Origin of the sequence: Algoriphagus algorifonticola, assembly GCF_007655305.1 — a bacterium.
GTDB classification, from domain to species: Bacteria; Bacteroidota; Bacteroidia; order Cytophagales; family Cyclobacteriaceae; genus Algoriphagus; species Algoriphagus algorifonticola.
Genome location: NZ_VLOG01000006.1, coordinates 1 through 19348 on the forward strand (window position 1 = coordinate 1; position 19348 = coordinate 19348).

Sequence of the window (19348 nt, forward strand, 5' to 3'; positions counted from 1 at the left end):
GGATCAGTCTGAATATCTGGGGAGGCTAAAATTTTATCCATAGATATTGGAAAGTCTGAAGAGGAAGAATTCGACATTTGATACACCTCTGAACTGTGCTCTGAACGCTTTGATTTTTGCATTGAATGATTCAGCCGATGCGTTTGTGCTTCTGTTTTCAAAGAAGTTGAGAATGGTTTCGTAGTGATTTTGGATGGTTCTGGATACGGTGTTGAAGGATTTGAATCCTGCCTGTTCCACTTCGTTGTACCAGTGAGCTAGTTTGGTGAAGGCTACTCCCTTGATTTTGCTGGTCTGATAGATTCTGGCCAGAGACCTGGACAGTTTATAAGCTTTTTCCAGATCAGGATAGCGATAGAAAAGTATTTCTGCCCGGTGTGCCTGTGAGGGTGTCCAGGAATCCTCTGCCTTGAAAAGCAAATATCTACTCCTTGCCAAAAGCTGTTTTTCAGTGTCTCCGTTTTCGAGCTTGTTAGGAATAAACGGCTTGCCACACTCTTTGCTCAGTTCCATTTCTTTGTTTTCCTGCTCGATGGCCTCCCATCTGTGGGCAATTCTCATTTCCTGTACGGCCTCATGAACAAGTTGCTGGACATGGAAGCGGTCGGTAACCAACAGTGCTTTAGGAAAACTCCTGCGAACAATTCGTTCCATGCTGGCAGCCATGTCCAGGGTCACTTCCTTGACTTTCTTTCGTTTGCCCTCAGGTAATTTTCTCAGCACATCAATTACCCGCTCACTGTCAGTTCCCTTAATCATAGCAACCAACGCTCCCTTTTTGCCTTTGGCGGCTTTATTGGTCAGTACGGTATAGAGTTCTCCCTGAGAAAGGGATGTTTCATCAATGCTGAGGTGGGTGCCCAGATTTTCCGGAAAGAGAATCCAATCCTTGGCATGGAATTTCTGAGACCAAGTCTGAAAGTCACTGAGATGAAAAACATACTGATGTTCAAGGACCTTTCCATTCACATGGAAGTTTTCGGCAAGACTCTTACAACTTACAGGGGACGAGTCCAGTCGTTCCTTTTTAAAAAAAGCGCGAATTCCTGTGTCATTCGCGTGCCGTTAGCTACCAAATTCCAGTCCCTGCTTACATTCTTTCCCGTCTCTTCATTCAACCACTTTCTCCGCTTTATTTTCAGGAAACAAGCTTTACCCCTCAGGGGGAAATCCTGCACGGTAACTTCCTCAAAAAAACCTTTGGAAACCAGCTTTACTCCCTGAAGATGTTCAGGATGAATGTTGAGCTCTTCCAAATAAATATGATAAGCATTGTCCTTCAAGGCTGCCGAGGTAACCTTGAAAAATTCCAAAAGCCCCTGAGGCAAAAGTAAACTGAGGTAATCCTTTTCTTCCAATTGTTTTTTTTAACAAAGAAACTCGATTCACTCAAATCCCCCAAGTTTTAGGACTGATCCACGAGAAGGCATGGAAAGGCTGAATTCTGAAGTGAGAAAGCTGAAAGGGGGAAGAATTCAATGAGAAAGGTATTCTAATAGCTAATTACTCAATAACAAATAACTCAATCCTTAATAACTAATTACTCAATAACTAATAATTTTTTATTTTAGACATAAGCTTTACTCATCACTTTTTTCAATAACAAACCCATTTCACTAAACATCTTCCAGATTTTTCCAAACTGATTTTTATCATGTTCTTTCGTGGGAATGGTCAGGTTTTCCCATTAGCATAACTCCTAGTTTTGATTATCCAAAAAATCAGAACATGGAACTGAAAACCTCCTACGCCCAAAAATTTCACCTCCCTTCCGAATATTTGAAAGAGTTTCATTGCTCTGTTTTGGAAGCTGGATTTTGGCCTGCTAAAAAGGAGAGTATTTCCTGTGATCTTACCCAAGAAGAACCGAGCTTAATTAGCGTGGATCTTCATAAAGTGTTGGATTGGTTGCATGGAAATGATATGCCAAAACCTCTTGAAAAGGAAGTATGCGAAATCCCTGTCCTGCTTTTTGTTCCTGACTTTTCCACTGCTCACCTTCTATTCCATTATGATGGATCACCTAGCTCCGCGAGTTTAATTAAGCATTTTATCCAGCTTTTTAAAAAGCAAATTTCAATAAGCAAAGCCACTATTATTTCGCCTTGCTTTATCCCAAAATCAAAAATTAGAGAAGAACAGGAGTTAATCGAGCTTGTTTCTAATTCTACCCGAGAAACGAGCTTTATCAAATTTAATTTTTCCAGGATTGGGGACTTTTGGTCTTATGCAGTCAAGCATGATTGTAGCCTTTTAGTGACTACAAAAAGCTATCAAGCTGATCTCGCAAAAGTTCTATTCCACTTTTATAAAGGATCTCGGTGGTCAGATAAACTTTCTTTCTACCTGTCACTATAAGCCGTTAAAAAAACTGAGTTTGATCATGCTTCAAGTATCTAATCACCACTAATTCAAAAGCTTTGAAAAAGTCTGCAACCATAAATCCTCCTGCTGTTAAATGCTATCACTGTGGAGAACCATGTGAAAATGAAAATTTTCTATTGGAAGAAAAGCAGTTTTGCTGTTATGGTTGCAAGTTGGTATATGAGGTTTTGGCAGAAAATGATTTATGTAATTATTATAACATAGAAGCTTTTCCGGGAGAAAGCCAAAAATCACAAACTGGGAAAAGCAATCGGTTTGACTATCTGAATGATGAAGAAACAGAAAGGAATCTCCTGGACTTTCAAAATGAAGAACAGAGCCATGTTACTTTTTTTATTCCATTAATCCATTGCGCATCCTGTATTTGGCTGTTGGAAAACCTTTTTCACATTCATTCAGGCATTATATCCTCTAGGGTAGATTTCATAAAAAAGAAAGTTCAAATAAAATTCTCCAATCAGAAGCTAAGTCTCAAAGAACTTGTTGAACTGCTTTCAACCATAGGATATGAGCCAAGAATCAATTTGGCTAATCTTGAAAAAAAGCAAAAAAACTATTCGAATAATAGGATTGTCAAAAAGCTGGCAGTAGCAGGATTTTGCTTTGGAAATATGATGCTCTTTAGCATTCCTGAATATTTCTCTGAAACTGTTTTAATCGCCGAAAATTTTCGAGGACTTTTTAATTACCTAAATGTGGTATTGGCGCTGCCGGTAGTGCTCTATTCTGCGAATGATTATTACTTATCGGCTTGGAATTCCCTGAGACAGAAGAGAATCAATATGGATGTTCCAATAGTCTTGGGAATCATTGCCTTGTTTTTTTATTCCCTTTGGGAAATTTTAATTGTGGGTAATGCTGGCTATATGGACAGCTTGGGAGGGTTATTGTTTTTCCTTCTATTAGGAAAGATTTACCAGCAAAAAACCTTTGCTACTCTAGAGTTTGACAGAGATTACAAATCCTATTTCCCAATAGCCATAACCCGACTTTCTCAGGATGTAGAAGAAGTGATCCCGCTGAGAAAACTAGAAGTGGGAAATCTAATCCGTGTCAGAAATGAAGAGCTTATTCCGGCTGACTCTATTCTTTTATGCGAATCAGCCAATATTGATTACAGTTTTGTAACTGGTGAAGAGGTACCTGTTCCGAAGAAAAAAGGCGACTTGATTTTTGCAGGGGGAAGACAACTAGGAGATCCTATTTTATTGACAGTTCAAAAATCTCCTTCTCAAGGTTATTTGACTGATTTATGGAATAATGAGGCTTTTGAAAAGAAAAAAGATAAGCTTTTAGAACCGCTGTCAAACAAGATTTCGGCTTCATTTACTTGGATTGTTATTTTCATCTCAGTCTCAGCTTTACTTTTTTGGTCCTTTACTGATTTTTCAATTGCCGTAAAAAGTTTTGTCTCTGTATTGATTGTAGCTTGCCCATGTGCTTTGGCAATGTCTACTCCATTTACCTTAGGCAATACGCTTCGAATTTTTGGTAGGGGGAAATTCTATTTGAAAAATGCCAGCGTAGTAGAAAGGCTAGCTATAATCGATACGGTAGTATTTGACAAAACGGGAACGCTCACATCTCCAAGTCAAGCAAAAATAAATTTTCATGGCGAGCCTCTCTCAAAGGAAACAAAATCACTGATCAAGTCTCTGGTTTCTAAGTCAGCTCATCCATTAAGTATTAGAATCAATCAATGGTTAGGGAATATTTCTGCTTTGGAAATAGAAAACTTTGAGGAAATCAAGGGAAATGGCTTGAGAGCTATCTATAAAAATCAGGAAATAAAAATTGGCTCCAGTGATTTCACCGGTTCCAATAATGGAGAGTTGGAAGAGCTTGGTAACCTAGTTTTCTTTCAGGTTGAGGGAGTGACAATAGGCTATTTTCATATCCAATCTGGCTTAAGAGAAGGGTTGGAAGATGTGGTGAAGGCTCTCCAAGGAAAATATGAAATACATGTATTATCTGGAGATCATCCTCATGAATTGGGTTCATTGAAAGCCAAGCTTGGGAAGGACATCCAATACAACTTTTTGCAAAGCCCAAAGGATAAAATGAATTATCTGAGGGACTTGAATACATCAGGTAAGGAAACGCTGATGATTGGTGATGGGCTGAATGATGCCGGGGCTTTACAGGAGAGCAATGTTGGAATAGCAATCACTGATCAGGTCAGTCATTTTTCGCCAGCAAGTGATGCCATCTTGAGTTCAGATTCTATGAGAAGCATATCCGATTATCTGGATTTCGCAAAGCAGTCCAGAAATATAATCAAAGCAAGTTTTGGACTAAGCCTTCTCTATAATGTAGTGGGAGTTAGTCTTGCTGTTCAGGGGCTTCTAAGTCCAGTGATTTGTGCTGTTTTGATGCCAGTGAGCAGTATATCCGTGGTGCTATTTACTACACTTAGTACCAATTTCCTGGCGTGGAAAAAAGGTCTAATTATTCAAAAATCGACCTAGTATGGAAGTAATATTTCTATTGATAGCCATCAGCTTAATTCTCGCCGTGACTTTCCTTTGGCTCTTTTTCAGAGCAATGAAGGATGGTCAGTTTGATGATGATTATACCCCATCAGTTCGAATTCTATTTGATTCTCATAAAAAAGCAACAAAAAAACAATCAACAAAACCAAAGTCCTATGAATGATGCTACGCTGGAACGGTTCCATTACGACAATAAGATTGTCAAATATTTTGGAGCTGCTACGATTATTTGGGGCCTGGTAGGCATGCTGGTGGGGGTAATAGCCGCTACTCAGCTATTCCTTCCCGAGGCCAATTTAGGTAATCCTTACACTACGTTTGGAAGAATCAGACCTCTCCATACTAATGCAGTCATCTTTGCCTTCGTCGGAAATGCAATTTTTGCTGGAATTTATTATTCCATGCCAAGATTGCTCAAAACTCCGATGTGGAACAAAGGCCTGAGTTGGTTCCACTTTTGGGGTTGGCAGCTAATTATACTGGCTGCTGCTATTACACTCCCATTGGGGTTGACCACTTCAAAAGAATACGCTGAACTGGAATGGCCAATTGATATTGCCATAGCCTTAGTTTGGGTTGCATTTGGCGCCAATATGATTGGAACCATATTAAAGCGAAGGGAAAGACACATGTATGTGGCCATTTGGTTCTATTTGGCATCATTTATTACGGTTGCTGTACTTCACATTTTCAATTCCTTGGAACTGCCGGTTTCATGGACCAAAAGCTATTCAGCTTATGCAGGTGTACAGGATGCTTTGGTGCAATGGTGGTATGGACATAATGCTGTGGCATTTTTCCTGACTACCCCATTCTTGGGGCTGATGTATTACTTTCTACCAAAGGCTGCCAATAGACCTGTTTACTCTTATAAGCTTTCTATTGTCCATTTCTGGTCTTTAATCTTCATTTATATGTGGGCTGGTCCCCACCACTTACTTTACACAGCCCTTCCAGAATGGGCTCAAGTATTAGGCGTCGCATTTTCTGTGATGTTGATTGCACCTTCATGGGGCGGTATGGTCAATGGACTCCTGACTTTGAGAGGAGCCTGGGATAAAGTAAGAAACGAGCCAGTACTCAAATTTATGGTGGTGGCAGTTACAGCTTATGGAATGGCCACATTTGAGGGCCCTATGCTTTCCTTGAAAAATGTCAATGCCATCGCCCACTATACAGACTGGATCGTAGCACACGTCCACATAGGAGGTTTGGGATGGAATGGTTTCCTAACATTTGGTATGCTGTATTGGATGTGGCCAAGATTATTTAAAACCACCATTTATTCTCAAAAATTAGCTAATACGCATTTCTGGATCGGTACCCTGGGGATAATATTCTATGCCCTTCCTATGTATGTCGCGGCATTGACTCAGTTTTTAATGTTGAGAGAGTTTGATGAAATGGGAAGGCTTGCCTATGGAAACTTTCTTCAGACGGTTGTGGAGCTTGTACCTATGTATATTTTGAGAGCCTTTGGTGGATTACTGTATCTCATTGGGGCAATTATCATGGTATACAACATGTATAAAACAGCTCAAAAGGGAGTATTTCAAGAATATGAAGAAGATCAGGCTCCGGCTTTGGCACCTTCCTATAATGCAACAGGCGAATTTTGGCATCGTGCATGGGAAAGAAAGCCTATTTTCTTTACAGTCTTGGCGACCATTGCTATAGCCATAGGGGGAGCTATTGAAATTATTCCAACCATATTGGTTGAATCCAATGTCCCAACTATTTCCTCGGTTAAACCTTACACTCCATTGGAGTTGGAGGGGAGAGACCTTTACATCAAAAATGGATGTGTTGGTTGCCATTCTCAAATGATCCGACCATTTAGGTTTGAGACTGAGCGTTATGGAGAATATTCCAAGGCGGGAGAATTTGTCTATGATAGACCATTTTTATGGGGATCCAAACGAACTGGTCCTGACCTTCACAGAGTAGGAGGGAAATACCCAGATTCTTGGCATTACTTCCACATGCAAGATCCATCCTCTATGTCTCCGGGCTCTTTGATGCCTCCTTACCCATGGATGACAGAGAACATCATGGATTATTCGGATTTGCCTGCGAAGATCAGAACTCTCCAAAAACTGGGTGTTCCTTATCCGGAAGGGTATGATGAGAAGGCGATGGAAGATTTGGACGTACAGGCTAATCGTATCGTTTCCAACTTGAAAGAGGCAGGTGTAGAAACACTTCCTCATACAGAAATAGTGGCCATGATTGCCTATTTGCAGCGATTGGGCACAGATATCAAAGCTACAGCAGAAAATTAAATTAGGAAATCATGTATAAAGAAGTCTTAAGATCTATAGAGAATATTGAAATCTATCCAGTGATTTCCTTACTCATATTCGTTTTGTTTTTCCTTGGAGTGTTCTTTTGGGTATTTCGGATGCCAAAGGATTTGGAGGACCACATGAAATCTCTTCCTATGGAAAATGATGATCATTTAACCAGTGAACAGCCATGAAAAAGTTAAGCTTGAGTTTAGCATTATTAGCCCTTGCAAATTCTAAGTCATGGGCACAAACAGCAGAGTCCAATTGGTATACCACCCTTCAATCCATGGATTCTGGCCAGATTACTCTATTAATTATCCTTGGAATAGTGCTCCTGGTTATCATTCTACTACTGATATTGATGGTTTACCTGATGTCTTTCATGGTGGCAGTCTTGAAAAAAGAGAATCCCGAAATGGCAAAAGAACCGAGTTGGTGGGAGAAATTCAAAGAGCGTTTTGTGACAGGGAAATTGCCAGAGGTAGGAAGTAAGGATGAAAAAGCCAAAGTGATGGCGGATCATTCTTACGATGGGATAACCGAACTGGACAATTTTATGCCTCCATGGCTGCAATGGGTATTTATCCTGACAATCGCATTTGGAGTTGGATATTTCGTGAACTACTCTGTTTTGGGCATTGGAAAAACAGGAGTTGAAGAATATGAAGAGGAACTTCAATTAGAAGCAATAGCTGCGGAAGCACGAAAGGCCACTATGATGGCATCTATTGACGAAAGTAGTGTGGTGTTTGACGAGTCAGGAGCTGCTTTGAGTTCGGGTAAATCCATTTTTGAGGCAAATTGTGCTGCTTGCCATGCCTCTGACGGAGGCGGGGGAGTTGGTCCAAATCTGACAGATGAATTTTGGATACATGGAGGAAGCATCCAAGATGTATTTAAAATTGTAAAGTATGGAGTTGTCAGCAAAGGAATGGTTCCTTGGGAAGATCAATTATCACCGGTTGAGATTCAGCAAGTATCCAGCTTCATTTTGAGTCTTAAGGGTTCGACTCCAGCAAACCCAAAAGATCCTCAGGGAGAATTATTTGTCCAAGAAGCAATCCAACCAGAAGAATTAGCTTCTGATAGTACAGCGATCATCGCTTTAAATTAATTAAGGCTGCCAGGCTAGAAATCTGGCAGCCATACTCCAAATATGGCTAAGAAAAACCCTCATACTAATCCAGAAAACTTTCGTGATGCTTTGGCAACTGTCAAAGAGGATGGGAAGAGGAACTGGGTGTATCCCAAAAAAGTATCAGGGATATTTTACCGATATAGAACTTACCTATCATGGCTCTTATTGATTGTTTTATTTGCGGGGCCATTTATTCAAGTAGATGGAAGACCATGGTTGCTATTCAATATTTTTGAAAGGAAGTTTATCATTTTCGGAGCTGTGTTTTGGCCACAGGATACTCACTTATTGATTTTCCTCTTATTGATTTTCATGGTTTTCATCATCCTGTTTACAGTCATTTTTGGAAGAGTCTGGTGTGGATGGGCTTGCCCTCAAACGCTCTTTATGGAAATGGTATTTAGGAAAATTGAAAATGCTATAGAGGGAGATGCCAACAGGCAAAGAACCCTCAATGAGGGACCATGGTCAGTAGAGAAGATAGTTAAGAAAGGAGTAAAACTGCTTGTTTTCGCAATTATTTCATTACTGATAGGCCATTTAGTCATGGCATATTTGATTGGAGTTGATCAAGTAAAGGAGATTGTCTCCCAGCCACCAACCCAAAACATGGCTGGATTTGTCGGATTATTGGCTTTTTCAGGAATTTTCATGTTCGTGTTTACCTGGTTCAGAGAGCAAGCCTGTCTTGTTGTCTGTCCTTATGGGAGGCTTCAAGGAGTGCTTTTGGATGATAACTCTATCAATGTCATGTACGATTACGTCAGGGGTGAACCAAGAGGGCCTTTGAGAAAAAGTCAAGCTGAAATTTCACCCAAAGGTGATTGTGTGGATTGTAGCCTTTGCGTTCAGGTTTGTCCAACTGGCATAGATATCCGAAATGGAATTCAAATGGAATGCGTCAATTGCACGGCCTGCATCGATGCCTGTGACGAAGTGATGCTAAAAGTAGATAGGCCTAAGGGTTTGATTAGGTATGCATCTGAAAACAGTATTCAGAAAGGCGAGCAAAAACTAATGTCTACCCGAGTAAAAGCTTATTCTTTGGTTTTGATTGTATTGATTCTAGGTTTTGTGTCTCTGATAGCGACAAGGGAAGACCTTGAAGCAACGGTCACCAGATTTCCTGGCATGACCTATCAAATGCGAGATAATGGAACTGTCTCAAATCTTTATCAAATCACTCTTATCAATAAGACCTTTCAGGAACAGTCTGTAGACCTGCAGTCTTTATCAGAAGATGTATCAGTGGAGTTGGTAGGTACATCAAATTTGGTGTTGCAACCACAGTCAAAGGTCGAAGGAAGATTCTTTCTGGTCAAAAAACAGGCAAAAGTAAGTGTTCCTCAAGAAAAAGTGAATTTATCATTGATTCATGAAGGAGAAGAAATAGATCAGATAAATACAAGTTTCATGGCTCCAGTAGCCAAAAAGCAATAATTATGGATTGGGGAAAAGGTATTTTATTAGCCATTATTGGATTCATTGTCATAATCATGACCATGGTGGTAATATCTGTCCGAATGGAAGGGATAGAGTTGGTTACTGAAAATTATTATGAGGCCGAAATTAACTATCAGGATCAAATAGATAAGGAAAAGTCCACATTGGCTCTTGAAAGAGAAGTGCTTCAGTTTGATGTGGAAAATCAAAGCCTCTTTTTAGATCTTCCGGTGGGAGCAACAGGCATACTTCACTTATTTCGACCTTCGGATTCTAAACTGGATCAGAAATTAACAGTAGAAATAAAAGAAGAAAATGAAAAGACAGTATCTATTCGAAATCTTCAAGCTGGTTATTGGAAAGCTCAATTGAGCTGGCAAGAAAACGGGGAATCATATTATCAGGAAAAGAAAATCTCTCTAAAATGATTTGGACAGCCTTAGCCCTAGGTTTTTTGAGCTCCTTTCACTGTGTGGGAATGTGTGGGCCTATTGCTTTAGCTATTGGAAATTCAGGCTCTAATCAGTTCTTATGGAATAAATTTTTTTATAACCTGGGTAGAAGCTTCACCTACGCTTTTTTGGGATTGATTGTCGGGAGCCTGGGATTCAGTCTATCCCTTGCAGGATTCCAGCAGGGCTTTTCTATCCTGATTGGTTTATTTCTTATTTTCTTATCATTGCTTTTCAGGCAATCTGAAAATATTTCGTCTCTAGGTATCCTAAATAGACTTGTTTTATGGGTAAAAGCACAACTTTCGTTTTTCCTTAAAAGAGGTGGTGCTTTGGCTTTTTTTGGAACTGGATTGGCAAATGGACTATTGCCCTGCGGAATGGTTTATTTAGCCTTGGTAGCTGCTTTGGGATTTCAAAGCCCAATATATGGAGCTATTTATATGTTTTTCTTTGGACTGGGCACCATGCCTTTATTGATGGCATTGATGCTTTCAGGTAAATTCCTTTCTATGAGTAAAAGAATACAATTCCAACGACTCATTCCGTACCTGGGAGTGATCATTGGAATTGTGTTTATTTTTCGGGGACTAGGTCTTGGAATACATCTTTTAAGTCCTGATTTGCAAGTGTTCAATTTTGGATCCCAACAGGTGGAAATTACCATGTGCCGCTAATCAGATAGCTTTACTGAAGGAGAAAACCTCCTCTTGTCTATGTTGTAGCCGCAAATCAAACTGCATGCAGATGATGCGAATAAAGGCTATACCTAATTCTGTAATCTGAATAGTTTTACCCATTATATTTATCATACCCTCGATTTCCATATCCCTTAAATTTTCAAGGCTGGAATCTGACAATTGAGACCAGATATTTACTGGAACAAAAGCAGCTTGTTTACATATCAAGTCTAAGATAATTTCTTTTACCAACAGGTCTTCTTCTGTAAGGGAATGCCCTTTTACAATTGGCCAATTTGCTTTGGAAATTTCATTTTGGTAAAGTTCGACTGACTTTTGATTTTGAGCATAGGCAATATAAATGTCAGAGATGCTACTTGCTCCTAATCCTATTAAGATTTTTGATTTGGAAGTGGTGTAGCCCATGAAATTTCGGTGGAGTTTTCCACTTTGTCTAGCTAGATTCAGTGGATCTTTTGGTAAAGCAAAATGATCCATTCCAATTTCCGTATAGCCCATTTTGATCAAAAGGCTTTTGCCTAATTCGTAGAGGCTCCGCTTTTCAATTTCATTGGGTAAGTGCGATTCATAACTTCTTTGAGCAGGGAAAGAAGTAGGTACGTGGGCATAGGAGTAAAAAGCTATTCTGTCGGGTTTTAATTCTTGGACCGCCTCGAAAGTACAGCTTAAAGTTTCTTCATTTTGACAGGGAAGACCATAAATCAAATCAAAATTTATGGATTTAAATCCAACTGATCGGGCATTCTCCACAGCTTCTTGTACCCGCTCAAAAGGTTGAATTCGATTGATGGTTTTCTGCACCAAAGGATCAAAATCCTGAATCCCGAAACTAACTCGATCAAACCCCAATTCTGCCAGTTTTTTCAAATGCTCTAAGCTGGTATTATTGGGATGACCTTCAAAGCTGAACTCTTTTTCCGGTAAGATTTCACAAGATTCAATGAGTTTTTTTAGAAAGGTGAAAAGATTTTCTGCAGAAAAAAAAGTGGGTGTTCCACCACCCAAGTGAATAGCAGCCAACTTCGGTTTTTCATGGAAAATGTTCAAATAATTTTCCCACTCTTTCAATAAACTTTCTAAATATGGATTTTCTACATCATGGTTTTTTGTGATTCTTTTGTTACATCCACAATAGGTACATAGACTTTCGCAAAATGGTAAGTGGATATATAAAGATATTCCTTCCTCCTTTCCATATATCTGGAATGCTTGATCAACTAATTGAGACCAATGGTTGGGTTGGATGTTATTTTCCCAAAGCGGAACAGTGGGATAGCTGGTATATCTTGGTGCAGGGGAGTTATACTTTTGAATTAATTCTGGCTGAATTGTCATATGGAAATAATTTTTTCAAATGTCTGATTCTTACGGCCAGTAAATATTGACAGAGGTAAGTCGGAAAACTGATAAAAATCATTTTGTGGTTTTTCCAAAAACCGTTTCAAAGTGTATCGAGTGGGAATTCTTCTGCTAAGGAATGAGATCGGTTATGCCATATGATATATTTGTTTTTTAAGGGCCATATGGAATCTCGTATATTTTTCCCGATACATGGGGGCATCTCAGTGTGTGTCGGCTCCGACATGCTCGATTTCATCCTTTGTTTTTATGAGAAAAGCAGCTATTCCAAAGATGAAGGAAAAAGAGTAAATTGTTCTATCAGCAAATGAGAAATGAAAAATCTTAAAAAGATCGGTTTTTTTAGTGCTTTAATTCTTCCTGTATTATTCATTCTCGGATTTTACCTGGGAGGTATTGGCCTTTTTATAATTCATGTATTTGTTTTTGTACTGGTTCCATTGATGGATTTTTTGGTGAAAAAAGACAGTACTAACATTCCCAAAGAATTTATTTCAAAAGTTGCCAAGGAGCGCTTTTATAAAGTGGTGACTTTTGGATGGGTATATGTTCAATTAGCAGTTTTAATTTGGGCCTTTTTCCAGGTTTCTAAAGTCGATTTTAGCTGGTGGGAATGGCTAGCTTTTACCAGCGGAATGGCTTTGATCACTGGAGGGATTGGAATTACAGTAGCCCACGAGTTAGGTCACAAAGCTGAAAAATTGGAGCAGTTCTACGCAAAGATATTATTGATGTGCGTTTGCTATATGCACTTTTTTATCGAGCACAATCGTGGTCATCACGTTAGAGTAGCTACTCCGGAAGATCCGGCAACAAGTAGATTTGGGGAAAATTTTTACCGTTTTTGGTTCAGGTCTGTAAAGGATGGGTATTTGAGTGCTTGGAAATTAGAAGCCGAAAGATTGAAAAAGAAAAGCATTCCTCTGGCTTCCTGGAAAAATCAAATGATTCGGTTTACTCTTTTACCGATTATTTTTATAGTCCTAGTTACAGGAGGCTTCTCTATATTTTTCGACAGGTTGATTTGGGAACTCCCTCTATTCTTTTTGGCTCAAAGTATTTTGGGTTTTAGTCTACTTGAAGCTGTTAATTACTTGGAGCATTATGGAATGGAAAGGAAGAAATTGGCCAATGGTTTTTATGAAAAAGTCACCCCATTACATTCTTGGAATGCCAATCATACGGTGAGTAATTTTTTACTCTTTCAACTTCAACGGCATTCGGATCATCATGCATATGCTTACAAACCTTATCAGGTCTTAAATCATTATGAAGAAAGTCCACAGTTGCCAGCTGGATACTCTGCGATGATATTGGTAGCCTTTTTTCCGCCTCTATGGTTTGCAATGATGAACCCGTTGCTGCAAAATTGGAGAGAAAAAACCTTTCGGGAATCAGTCCAGTAGGAAGTTGTTGAGGAAACTGCTTTTGAGGACCATCCAGAAGAAGAATAAAAGAATCCCCCAGAACAAATACACCCTGTAGTAATCGGTGGTTTCCCTATAGCGGTTTTCCATGATTTCGGTTTTCTCCAAACTGTCGATCTGGTCAAAAATACCTTGTAATGCATTGCCATCGGAAGCTCTGAAAAACTGAGCTTCAGTTAGTTTGGCTATTTCCCTGAGCGTTGTTTCATCTAGATAGCTTTCGACCATTTGTGGTCTGCCAAAGAAATCAGTTCCATAAGGGACCATTCCATCTTTACCTACCGCAATGGTGTAGATTTTAATTCCTAAAGCGGAGGCAAGCTGAGCTGCAAATAATGGATCAACATTTCCTGCATTACTTTCACCATCACTAAGCAAAATCATCACCTTGGAAACGGATTCAGCCTCTTTCATACGGTTAGTGCCGGATGCTATGGCAGAACCAATTGCCGTACCTTTAGCTTCCATCATATTGAAGGAAATTTCGGAAATCAACTCGGTCAAAAGCTTGTAATCATTGGTCAATGGGGCCAGAGAATAGGCTTCTCCTGCAAAGACTACCATTCCGATTCTGTCTCCAATTCTCCCGCTGATGAAATCTATAGCAGTTCTTTTGGCTGCTTCCAATCGGTTAGGGCTGAAGTCCTGCAAATCCATGGATTCAGAAATGTCCAAAACCAGCATGATATCTATACCCTCCGTGTATTGTTCCACCTTTTCATTGCTCCGCTGAGGTCTGGCCAAAGCAATCACAATCATGAATAGCGCTAGAAGGAAAAAACCAGTTGGAATCAACCGTAAGTAGGTCCAAGGGTTGTACTTGGCTATTCTTTTTGGAAGGGAGAGTTCGAGAACAGGGTTTTTCAAAAATTTGATAAACTTCCTGATAAGCATAAAAAGAGGAATTATCCAAATCAAATTGAGAAGGATAGGGTTTTCCCATTCATAAGTTTTAAAGGTCTCTGGCAAAAACCAAGACCAGCTAAAGAACTCAGTGATTTGCTCTAACATGCTTGATTTTGCTTAACTTTTCATGAAATTTTTCCTGTGCTACCTCCAACAGGTAATCAGATGCTTCTTGTATTTCTAAAGTTTTTCCAGCGTAAATAATCATTTCAATACTTCTGAGAGAACTGAAAATTCTGATGTCTTCCAGCTTTTCTCCAATTTCACTTGATGTCCACTCTTTTATTGGAAGGTTGGTGATACTTTCCATGTATCCTTTCCACAAGCCTAGAAGCTCATCAGCTGCGTTCATGGAGTTTTCATTTTTAAGGTTTTGAGTGGCTGCAGCCCATCTCTTCTGGAAGCGTTTCCAACGTCTTTTTTCATTGCGTTCGTTCCATATTTTCTTAATTCTATCCGCAAAGAGCCAGAAGAACACACCTAATCCTAGGATGGCAATTAGAGCGATACCTCCAAATAACAGCCAATTCCATTTTTTCTCTATGGGTTGGTATACATTGTTTTCCTGAAAGACAAGCTGTTCGGGAATACTGTCCAAAGTCAGTTTGAGTTTTAACTCAGCTTCTAGAGGAAAATGGGCCACACTATCGTATCGATTGAGCTCATAAACAGGCAGTGTCAAAAAAAGGCTTGGATCTAACTCAAAATTCGAAAGGTAATACACGGCACTGTCAACGGTCATTGATTCCTTAGTGCTCGAGATAAAAGTTTTCTTTTCAAGCAAAACAAAAGGACTGAAATCATAGACAGAATCAGGAAAAATCAATTGCTTTTCTTTAGGGTAGCTGGCTTTCAAAACATAACCAACCCTTTCTCCCAATTTGGCAGAATCTTGTAGGAAATAGCCTTCTACCTTTACCTCTTGTGCTGAGACATAAAGTAAATTCCCCAGAAATAGAATCAAAAACAGTAACCTCTTACCCACGTTTCATGCTTTTATTTCTGTACTTAAATAATTCAATCAATGGCATGACAATATCCTGCGTAGTGTCTATGGATAGATAGTTGATTTGATTTTTCTTGCAAATCTCTCTCAAATGATCTCTTTCGGTTGTAAAGGTTTCAGAGATTTTTCTTGAAAAGCTTCCAAAAGCTGTATTTACCCATGTAGTTTTACCTTTTTCTTTATCATAAACAGGAATAATCCCCAAAGCAGGGAGTGCGGACTCTCTGGGGTCTGTTAATTGTATGGCGACAAGGTCATGACGCTCCGCCATAGCTCTGAACGATCGTTCGTAACCCTCATCTATAAAGTCAGAAATCACTACAATAATGCTTCTCTTTTTAATCAGATTGAGCGTAAAGGTAAATAAGGCGTTCAGGTCAGTTTTCAGAGAGTTATTTTGATGATCAAAAATCCCTCTGATCATTTTTACTCCCTGCTTTCCACCTTTTGATGGAAGGATGATTTTTTCTTTTTGATCGGAAAAACTAATTAAACCCACCTGGCTTCCTTCAAAAATAGCTGCCAGAGTCAATACCCCTGCAATGACTTTGCCCTGGTCGATTTTTTTTTGACCCGGCTGACCTATATCCTGAGAACCGGATATATCTAGGAGAAAATAAACTGACTGTTCTTTGTCCTCTTTGAAAGTTTTTACAAAGGTTCCATGACCTTTGGCAGAAACCTTCCACTCAATCGTCCTTACGTCATCTCCGTATTGATAGGGTCTCAAATCGTCAAATTCCAGTCCTGAGCCTTTAAATAAGGATTGGTATTCGCCTTGCAGGTGATTATTTGCCACCTTCCGGATCATAATCTCGTACTTTCTTAGCTTACTGAATAGCTGGTCCATGGATTGGTGATTTGAACCGCCTAAGTTATGCTTATCAGTTCAATTATAAAATTTCCCTTACAGGAAGGGTAGTAAGATTATCCGTTAAAAAAACCTAATTTTGGATTGTGAGACGATTATTAATTCTATTTCTTTTGATTTCTACGGCCCTTTCCTGCGGGAGATCCAATAAGCCTGATGGGCTTTTGTCTGAGGATCAGATGGTCAGTGTTTTAATTGATATTCACCTGACTGAAGGAGTGGCCAGTGCTTTACCCATTCCTTATGACTCTTCACAAACTTTGTATAGGCTCTTAGAAAAAGATATTTTTTTAAAACATGATACCAGCGATTCGGTTTTTACCGAGAGTATGCGGTACTATTTGCAGTATCCTGAAAGAATGGATCAAATGTATGCCCGTGTGATAGATTCTCTGGTAGTAAGAGAATCCAATCCAACCAGTGAAGAAAAAATGTAATGCTATATCCTTCGAATTTAGAGAAGAAAATAAATTTCAAAAAAATCAAAGAGCTACTCAAGGCTGAATGCTCCTCTTCTTTGGGGATGGAGTATGTGGACAAAGTGGCTTTTTCTTCTGATCCCAAACTGGTTAATAAATTATTGGACCAGACTCAGGAGTTTTTGGATATTCTGATTTCAGGAGAGAGCTTTCCTGCTTCCAATTTTACTAACCTGAACCCCTATTTGGAAAAAGCCAAGCTTGAGGGAGCTTTTTTGGATCAGGAGGAATTTCATGAAGTCAAATTATCCCTGAATACGCTTCAGGGTTGCATCAAGTTTTTTTCCAAATACGGAGAATCCTATCCTGCATTAAGTCAATTGCTGGGTTTGGTCTTGGATCTGGATCTGGGTTTGCTAAAAGCCATCGAATTGGTGGTTGATGAAAAAGGGCAGATCAGAAGCAATGCAAGTAAGGAATTGCAATTGATCAGAAATCAAATCATTTATGAGGAAGGCAGACTGCGAAAGGTCATGGATAGGATCTTCAAGGAAGCCCGCGCTAAAGGCCTAACACCTGAAGATTCTGCGATTACTATACGTTCTGGGAGAATGGTGATTCCCGTTGCTGCTGAGAACAAAAGGAAGCTGAGAGGTTTTATTCACGATGAATCTGCTACTGGTCAGACCGTTTTCATGGAGCCTGAAGAAGCTTTGGATATCAATAATGAAATCCGGGATTTGGAATACATGGAGCGAAGAGAAATCATCAAGATTCTCACCCAGCTGACAGATAGACTTCGGCCTTCAATTCCCGCTTTGAGAAAAGCGACTAATTACCTTGGCTTGATTGATTTTATCAGAGCAAAAGCCAAGTTTGCCCAGAAAACCGAAAGCGTCAAGCCTGTAATTGTCAAAGAAAGAACCTTGTCTTGGACTCATGCGAGACATCCGCTGTTGGAGATGGCGCTAAAGTCTCAGCAGAAGAAAATTGTACCTTTATCAATTCATCTGGAGGGTCAGAATCGCTTATTGGTGATTTCCGGACCTAATGCAGGAGGAAAATCAGTAACCTTAAAAACAGTGGCATTGCTTCAATATATGTTGCAGTGCGGTATTCTGATTCCGGTTCATCCAGATTCAAAAAGCTCCCTTTTTGATAATTTCTTTATTGACATCGGTGATGAGCAAAATTTGGAAAATGATCTGAGTACTTACAGCTCTCATTTGATGAGCATGAAGCATTTTACTCAGTTTGCCAATAAAAAAACAATCCTGTTTATAGATGAATTCGGTACAGGAACTGAGCCTCAGTTTGGAGGAGCAATTGCGGAATCTATATTATTAGCTCTCAATAAAGCTGGAGCTTTTGGCATTGTGACAACTCACTATGGTAACCTCAAACAAGCAGCCAACAAAAATCAAGGCTTGGTCAATGGTGCCATGCGCTATGATGTGGAAAAATTGGAACCCATGTACCAATTGGAGATTGGAAAGCCAGGCTCTTCTTTTGCGCTCGAAATTGCTTCCAAAATTGGGATCTCGAAGGAAATTCTGAATTATGCCAAATCCCAGATCGGTGAAGAAAGAGTGAGGTATGATAGACTTCTGACTCAATTGGAGAACGAAAAAAATCAATATTCAGGGCTCCTTACAGAGGTAAAATCCAAGGAAAAATTGCTTCAGACCAGACTGAAGGAATACAATGAGCTAAAAGAAACTCTCGAGCAAACGAAAAAACGCTATATACAGGAAGCGAAACAGGAGGCCAAACGCCTATTGGACGAAACCAATAAGAAAATTGAAGCAACCATTCGGGAGATCAAAGAAGGAAAGGCTGAAAAGGAAGCTACCAAAAAGGTGAGGAAGGAATTGGAAAGCTTCAAAGAGGAAATTAAGCCGGAAAAAGTAGTGGTTAAAGAGCCTGGTATCACTGTTTTGGGAGGTAAAATTGAAACTGGCGATTGGGTTCGTTTGAAGGATAATGGAGCGATTGCCCAAGTTTTACAATTGAGAAATAAAGAAGTAGATATTTCTATTGGAGAATTGAAGTCCACAGTGAAATTGTCTCGCCTTGAAAAAATCTCTCAAAGTCAGGTTAAAAAGGAGACCAAAGCTTCAAGCACTAGGTCAGGATTTAATACGAACCAAAAGATGATGGATTTTTCTCCCAACTTGGACTTGAGAGGAAAAAGAGGGGAAGAGGTATTAAGCTTGGTTCAAACTTTTATTGATGAGGGATATATGCTTGGTGTGAAAGATTTGAGGATAGTTCACGGAAAGGGAGATGGAATTCTGAGAGAAATTACAAGGAACCTCCTTAGGACTATGGGGCCTGTCAAAAAAATGGAGGATGAACATGCAGACAGGGGAGGAGCCGGAGTTACTTTGGTGACATTGAAATAAAAACATTCATGAATTAGAGCTTCACAAACGGGAATGAAAGAGTTGACTTTGCGTAT

The 19348-nt window shown here is 39.5% G+C and carries 18 protein-coding genes; 12 read left to right on the top strand and 6 right to left on the bottom strand.

The features are described from left to right. Positions 1-33: 33 nt before the first annotated feature. Positions 34-969, bottom strand: a complete 936-nt coding sequence (locus tag FL972_RS00535; RefSeq protein WP_144602282.1) for an ISAon1 family transposase — start codon at positions 967-969, stop codon at positions 34-36. 29 nt (positions 970-998) lie between these two features. Next, positions 999-1358, bottom strand: coding sequence for an ISAon1 family transposase N-terminal region protein (locus FL972_RS19505; RefSeq protein ID WP_144602284.1), 360 nt, complete (start codon positions 1356-1358; stop codon positions 999-1001). Between the two features lie 370 nt (positions 1359-1728). Here FL972_RS19505 and FL972_RS00545 point away from each other — a divergent pair, with 370 nt between their 5' ends. The 9 genes from FL972_RS00545 (at position 1729) to FL972_RS00585 (ending at position 10875) form a co-directional block, all read left to right on the top strand. Then, positions 1729-2358, top strand: a complete 630-nt coding sequence (locus tag FL972_RS00545) for a hypothetical protein (RefSeq protein ID WP_144602286.1) — start codon at positions 1729-1731, stop codon at positions 2356-2358. A 62-nt stretch (positions 2359-2420) separates the two neighbouring features. Continuing rightward, positions 2421-4853, top strand: coding sequence for a heavy metal translocating P-type ATPase (locus tag FL972_RS00550; protein ID WP_144602288.1), 2433 nt, complete (start codon positions 2421-2423; stop codon positions 4851-4853). A 1-nt stretch (position 4854) separates the two neighbouring features. Then, positions 4855-5040 (top strand): cbb3-type cytochrome oxidase assembly protein CcoS, encoded by a 186-nt coding sequence (ccoS, locus tag FL972_RS00555; protein WP_144602290.1) that lies wholly within the window; start codon positions 4855-4857, stop codon positions 5038-5040. Beyond that, complete coding sequence (ccoN, locus tag FL972_RS00560; protein WP_144602292.1) at positions 5033-7159, top strand: cytochrome-c oxidase, cbb3-type subunit I; 2127 nt, start codon at positions 5033-5035, stop codon at positions 7157-7159. Before ccoS ends, ccoN begins: the two co-directional genes overlap by 8 nt. Before the next feature lie 11 nt (positions 7160-7170). After that, complete coding sequence (locus FL972_RS00565) at positions 7171-7356, top strand: CcoQ/FixQ family Cbb3-type cytochrome c oxidase assembly chaperone (RefSeq protein ID WP_091654736.1); 186 nt, start codon at positions 7171-7173, stop codon at positions 7354-7356. Continuing rightward, positions 7353-8279, top strand: a complete 927-nt coding sequence (locus tag FL972_RS00570; protein WP_144602294.1) for a cbb3-type cytochrome c oxidase N-terminal domain-containing protein — start codon at positions 7353-7355, stop codon at positions 8277-8279. Before FL972_RS00565 ends, FL972_RS00570 begins: the two co-directional genes overlap by 4 nt. 42 nt (positions 8280-8321) lie before the next feature. Next, positions 8322-9743: a cytochrome c oxidase accessory protein CcoG gene (gene ccoG, locus FL972_RS00575; protein ID WP_144602296.1), complete on the top strand. Its 1422-nt coding sequence runs from the start codon at positions 8322-8324 to the stop codon at positions 9741-9743. Positions 9744-9745: 2 nt separating this feature from the next. Further along, on the top strand, positions 9746-10174 hold the full coding sequence (locus FL972_RS00580) for a FixH family protein (protein WP_144602298.1): 429 nt from the start codon (positions 9746-9748) through the stop codon (positions 10172-10174). After that, complete coding sequence (locus FL972_RS00585) at positions 10171-10875, top strand: sulfite exporter TauE/SafE family protein (protein ID WP_144602300.1); 705 nt, start codon at positions 10171-10173, stop codon at positions 10873-10875. Before FL972_RS00580 ends, FL972_RS00585 begins: the two co-directional genes overlap by 4 nt. Here FL972_RS00585 and hemN read toward each other — a convergent pair whose 3' ends face one another. Next, positions 10876-12234, bottom strand: coding sequence for an oxygen-independent coproporphyrinogen III oxidase (gene hemN / locus FL972_RS00590; RefSeq protein ID WP_144602302.1), 1359 nt, complete (start codon positions 12232-12234; stop codon positions 10876-10878). Positions 12235-12572: 338 nt separating this feature from the next. Here hemN and FL972_RS00595 point away from each other — a divergent pair, with 338 nt between their 5' ends. Then, complete coding sequence (locus FL972_RS00595; RefSeq protein ID WP_144602304.1) at positions 12573-13664, top strand: alkane 1-monooxygenase; 1092 nt, start codon at positions 12573-12575, stop codon at positions 13662-13664. Here FL972_RS00595 and FL972_RS00600 read toward each other — a convergent pair. Genes FL972_RS00600 through FL972_RS00610 form a run of 3 tightly spaced genes read right to left on the bottom strand, consistent with a single transcriptional unit; the run spans position 13653 to position 16447 of the window. Next, complete coding sequence (locus FL972_RS00600; RefSeq protein ID WP_144602306.1) at positions 13653-14696, bottom strand: vWA domain-containing protein; 1044 nt, start codon at positions 14694-14696, stop codon at positions 13653-13655. The genes FL972_RS00595 and FL972_RS00600 overlap by 12 nt on opposite strands. Beyond that, positions 14677-15576, bottom strand: coding sequence for a hypothetical protein (locus FL972_RS00605; RefSeq protein WP_144602308.1), 900 nt, complete (start codon positions 15574-15576; stop codon positions 14677-14679). Before FL972_RS00605 ends, FL972_RS00600 begins: the two co-directional genes overlap by 20 nt. After that, on the bottom strand, positions 15569-16447 hold the full coding sequence (locus FL972_RS00610) for a DUF58 domain-containing protein (protein WP_144602310.1): 879 nt from the start codon (positions 16445-16447) through the stop codon (positions 15569-15571). The genes FL972_RS00605 and FL972_RS00610 overlap by 8 nt, the downstream gene beginning before the upstream one ends. A 107-nt stretch (positions 16448-16554) precedes the next feature. Here FL972_RS00610 and FL972_RS00615 point away from each other — a divergent pair, with 107 nt between their 5' ends. Together FL972_RS00615 and FL972_RS00620 are read left to right on the top strand one after the other, a co-directional pair. After that, positions 16555-16905: a DUF4296 domain-containing protein gene (locus FL972_RS00615; RefSeq protein ID WP_144602312.1), complete on the top strand. Its 351-nt coding sequence runs from the start codon at positions 16555-16557 to the stop codon at positions 16903-16905. Next, positions 16905-19292 carry an endonuclease MutS2 gene (locus tag FL972_RS00620; RefSeq protein WP_144602314.1) on the top strand — a complete coding sequence of 796 codons (2388 nt, stop codon included), beginning with the start codon at positions 16905-16907 and terminating at the stop codon, positions 19290-19292. The genes FL972_RS00615 and FL972_RS00620 overlap by 1 nt, the downstream gene beginning before the upstream one ends. Positions 19293-19348: the final 56 nt, after the last annotated feature.

What these genes read in the sequence shown, in the direction of transcription:
- FL972_RS00545 (WP_144602286.1), top strand. Translation starts at nt 1,729, where the DNA reads ATGGAACTGAAAACCTCCTACGCCCAAAAATTTCACCTCCCTTCCGAA.
- ccoS (WP_144602290.1), top strand. Translation starts at nt 4,855, where the DNA reads ATGGAAGTAATATTTCTATTGATAGCCATCAGCTTAATTCTCGCCGTG.
- ccoN (WP_144602292.1), top strand. Translation starts at nt 5,033, where the DNA reads ATGAATGATGCTACGCTGGAACGGTTCCATTACGACAATAAGATTGTC.
- FL972_RS00565 (WP_091654736.1), top strand. Translation starts at nt 7,171, where the DNA reads ATGTATAAAGAAGTCTTAAGATCTATAGAGAATATTGAAATCTATCCA.
- FL972_RS00570 (WP_144602294.1), top strand. Translation starts at nt 7,353, where the DNA reads ATGAAAAAGTTAAGCTTGAGTTTAGCATTATTAGCCCTTGCAAATTCT.
- ccoG (WP_144602296.1), top strand. Translation starts at nt 8,322, where the DNA reads ATGGCTAAGAAAAACCCTCATACTAATCCAGAAAACTTTCGTGATGCT.
- FL972_RS00580 (WP_144602298.1), top strand. Translation starts at nt 9,746, where the DNA reads ATGGATTGGGGAAAAGGTATTTTATTAGCCATTATTGGATTCATTGTC.
- FL972_RS00585 (WP_144602300.1), top strand. Translation starts at nt 10,171, where the DNA reads ATGATTTGGACAGCCTTAGCCCTAGGTTTTTTGAGCTCCTTTCACTGT.
- hemN (WP_144602302.1), bottom strand. Translation starts at nt 12,234, where the DNA reads ATGACAATTCAGCCAGAATTAATTCAAAAGTATAACTCCCCTGCACCA.
- FL972_RS00595 (WP_144602304.1), top strand. Translation starts at nt 12,573, where the DNA reads ATGAAAAATCTTAAAAAGATCGGTTTTTTTAGTGCTTTAATTCTTCCT.
- FL972_RS00600 (WP_144602306.1), bottom strand. Translation starts at nt 14,696, where the DNA reads ATGTTAGAGCAAATCACTGAGTTCTTTAGCTGGTCTTGGTTTTTGCCA.
- FL972_RS00610 (WP_144602310.1), bottom strand. Translation starts at nt 16,447, where the DNA reads ATGGACCAGCTATTCAGTAAGCTAAGAAAGTACGAGATTATGATCCGG.
- FL972_RS00620 (WP_144602314.1), top strand. Translation starts at nt 16,905, where the DNA reads ATGCTATATCCTTCGAATTTAGAGAAGAAAATAAATTTCAAAAAAATC.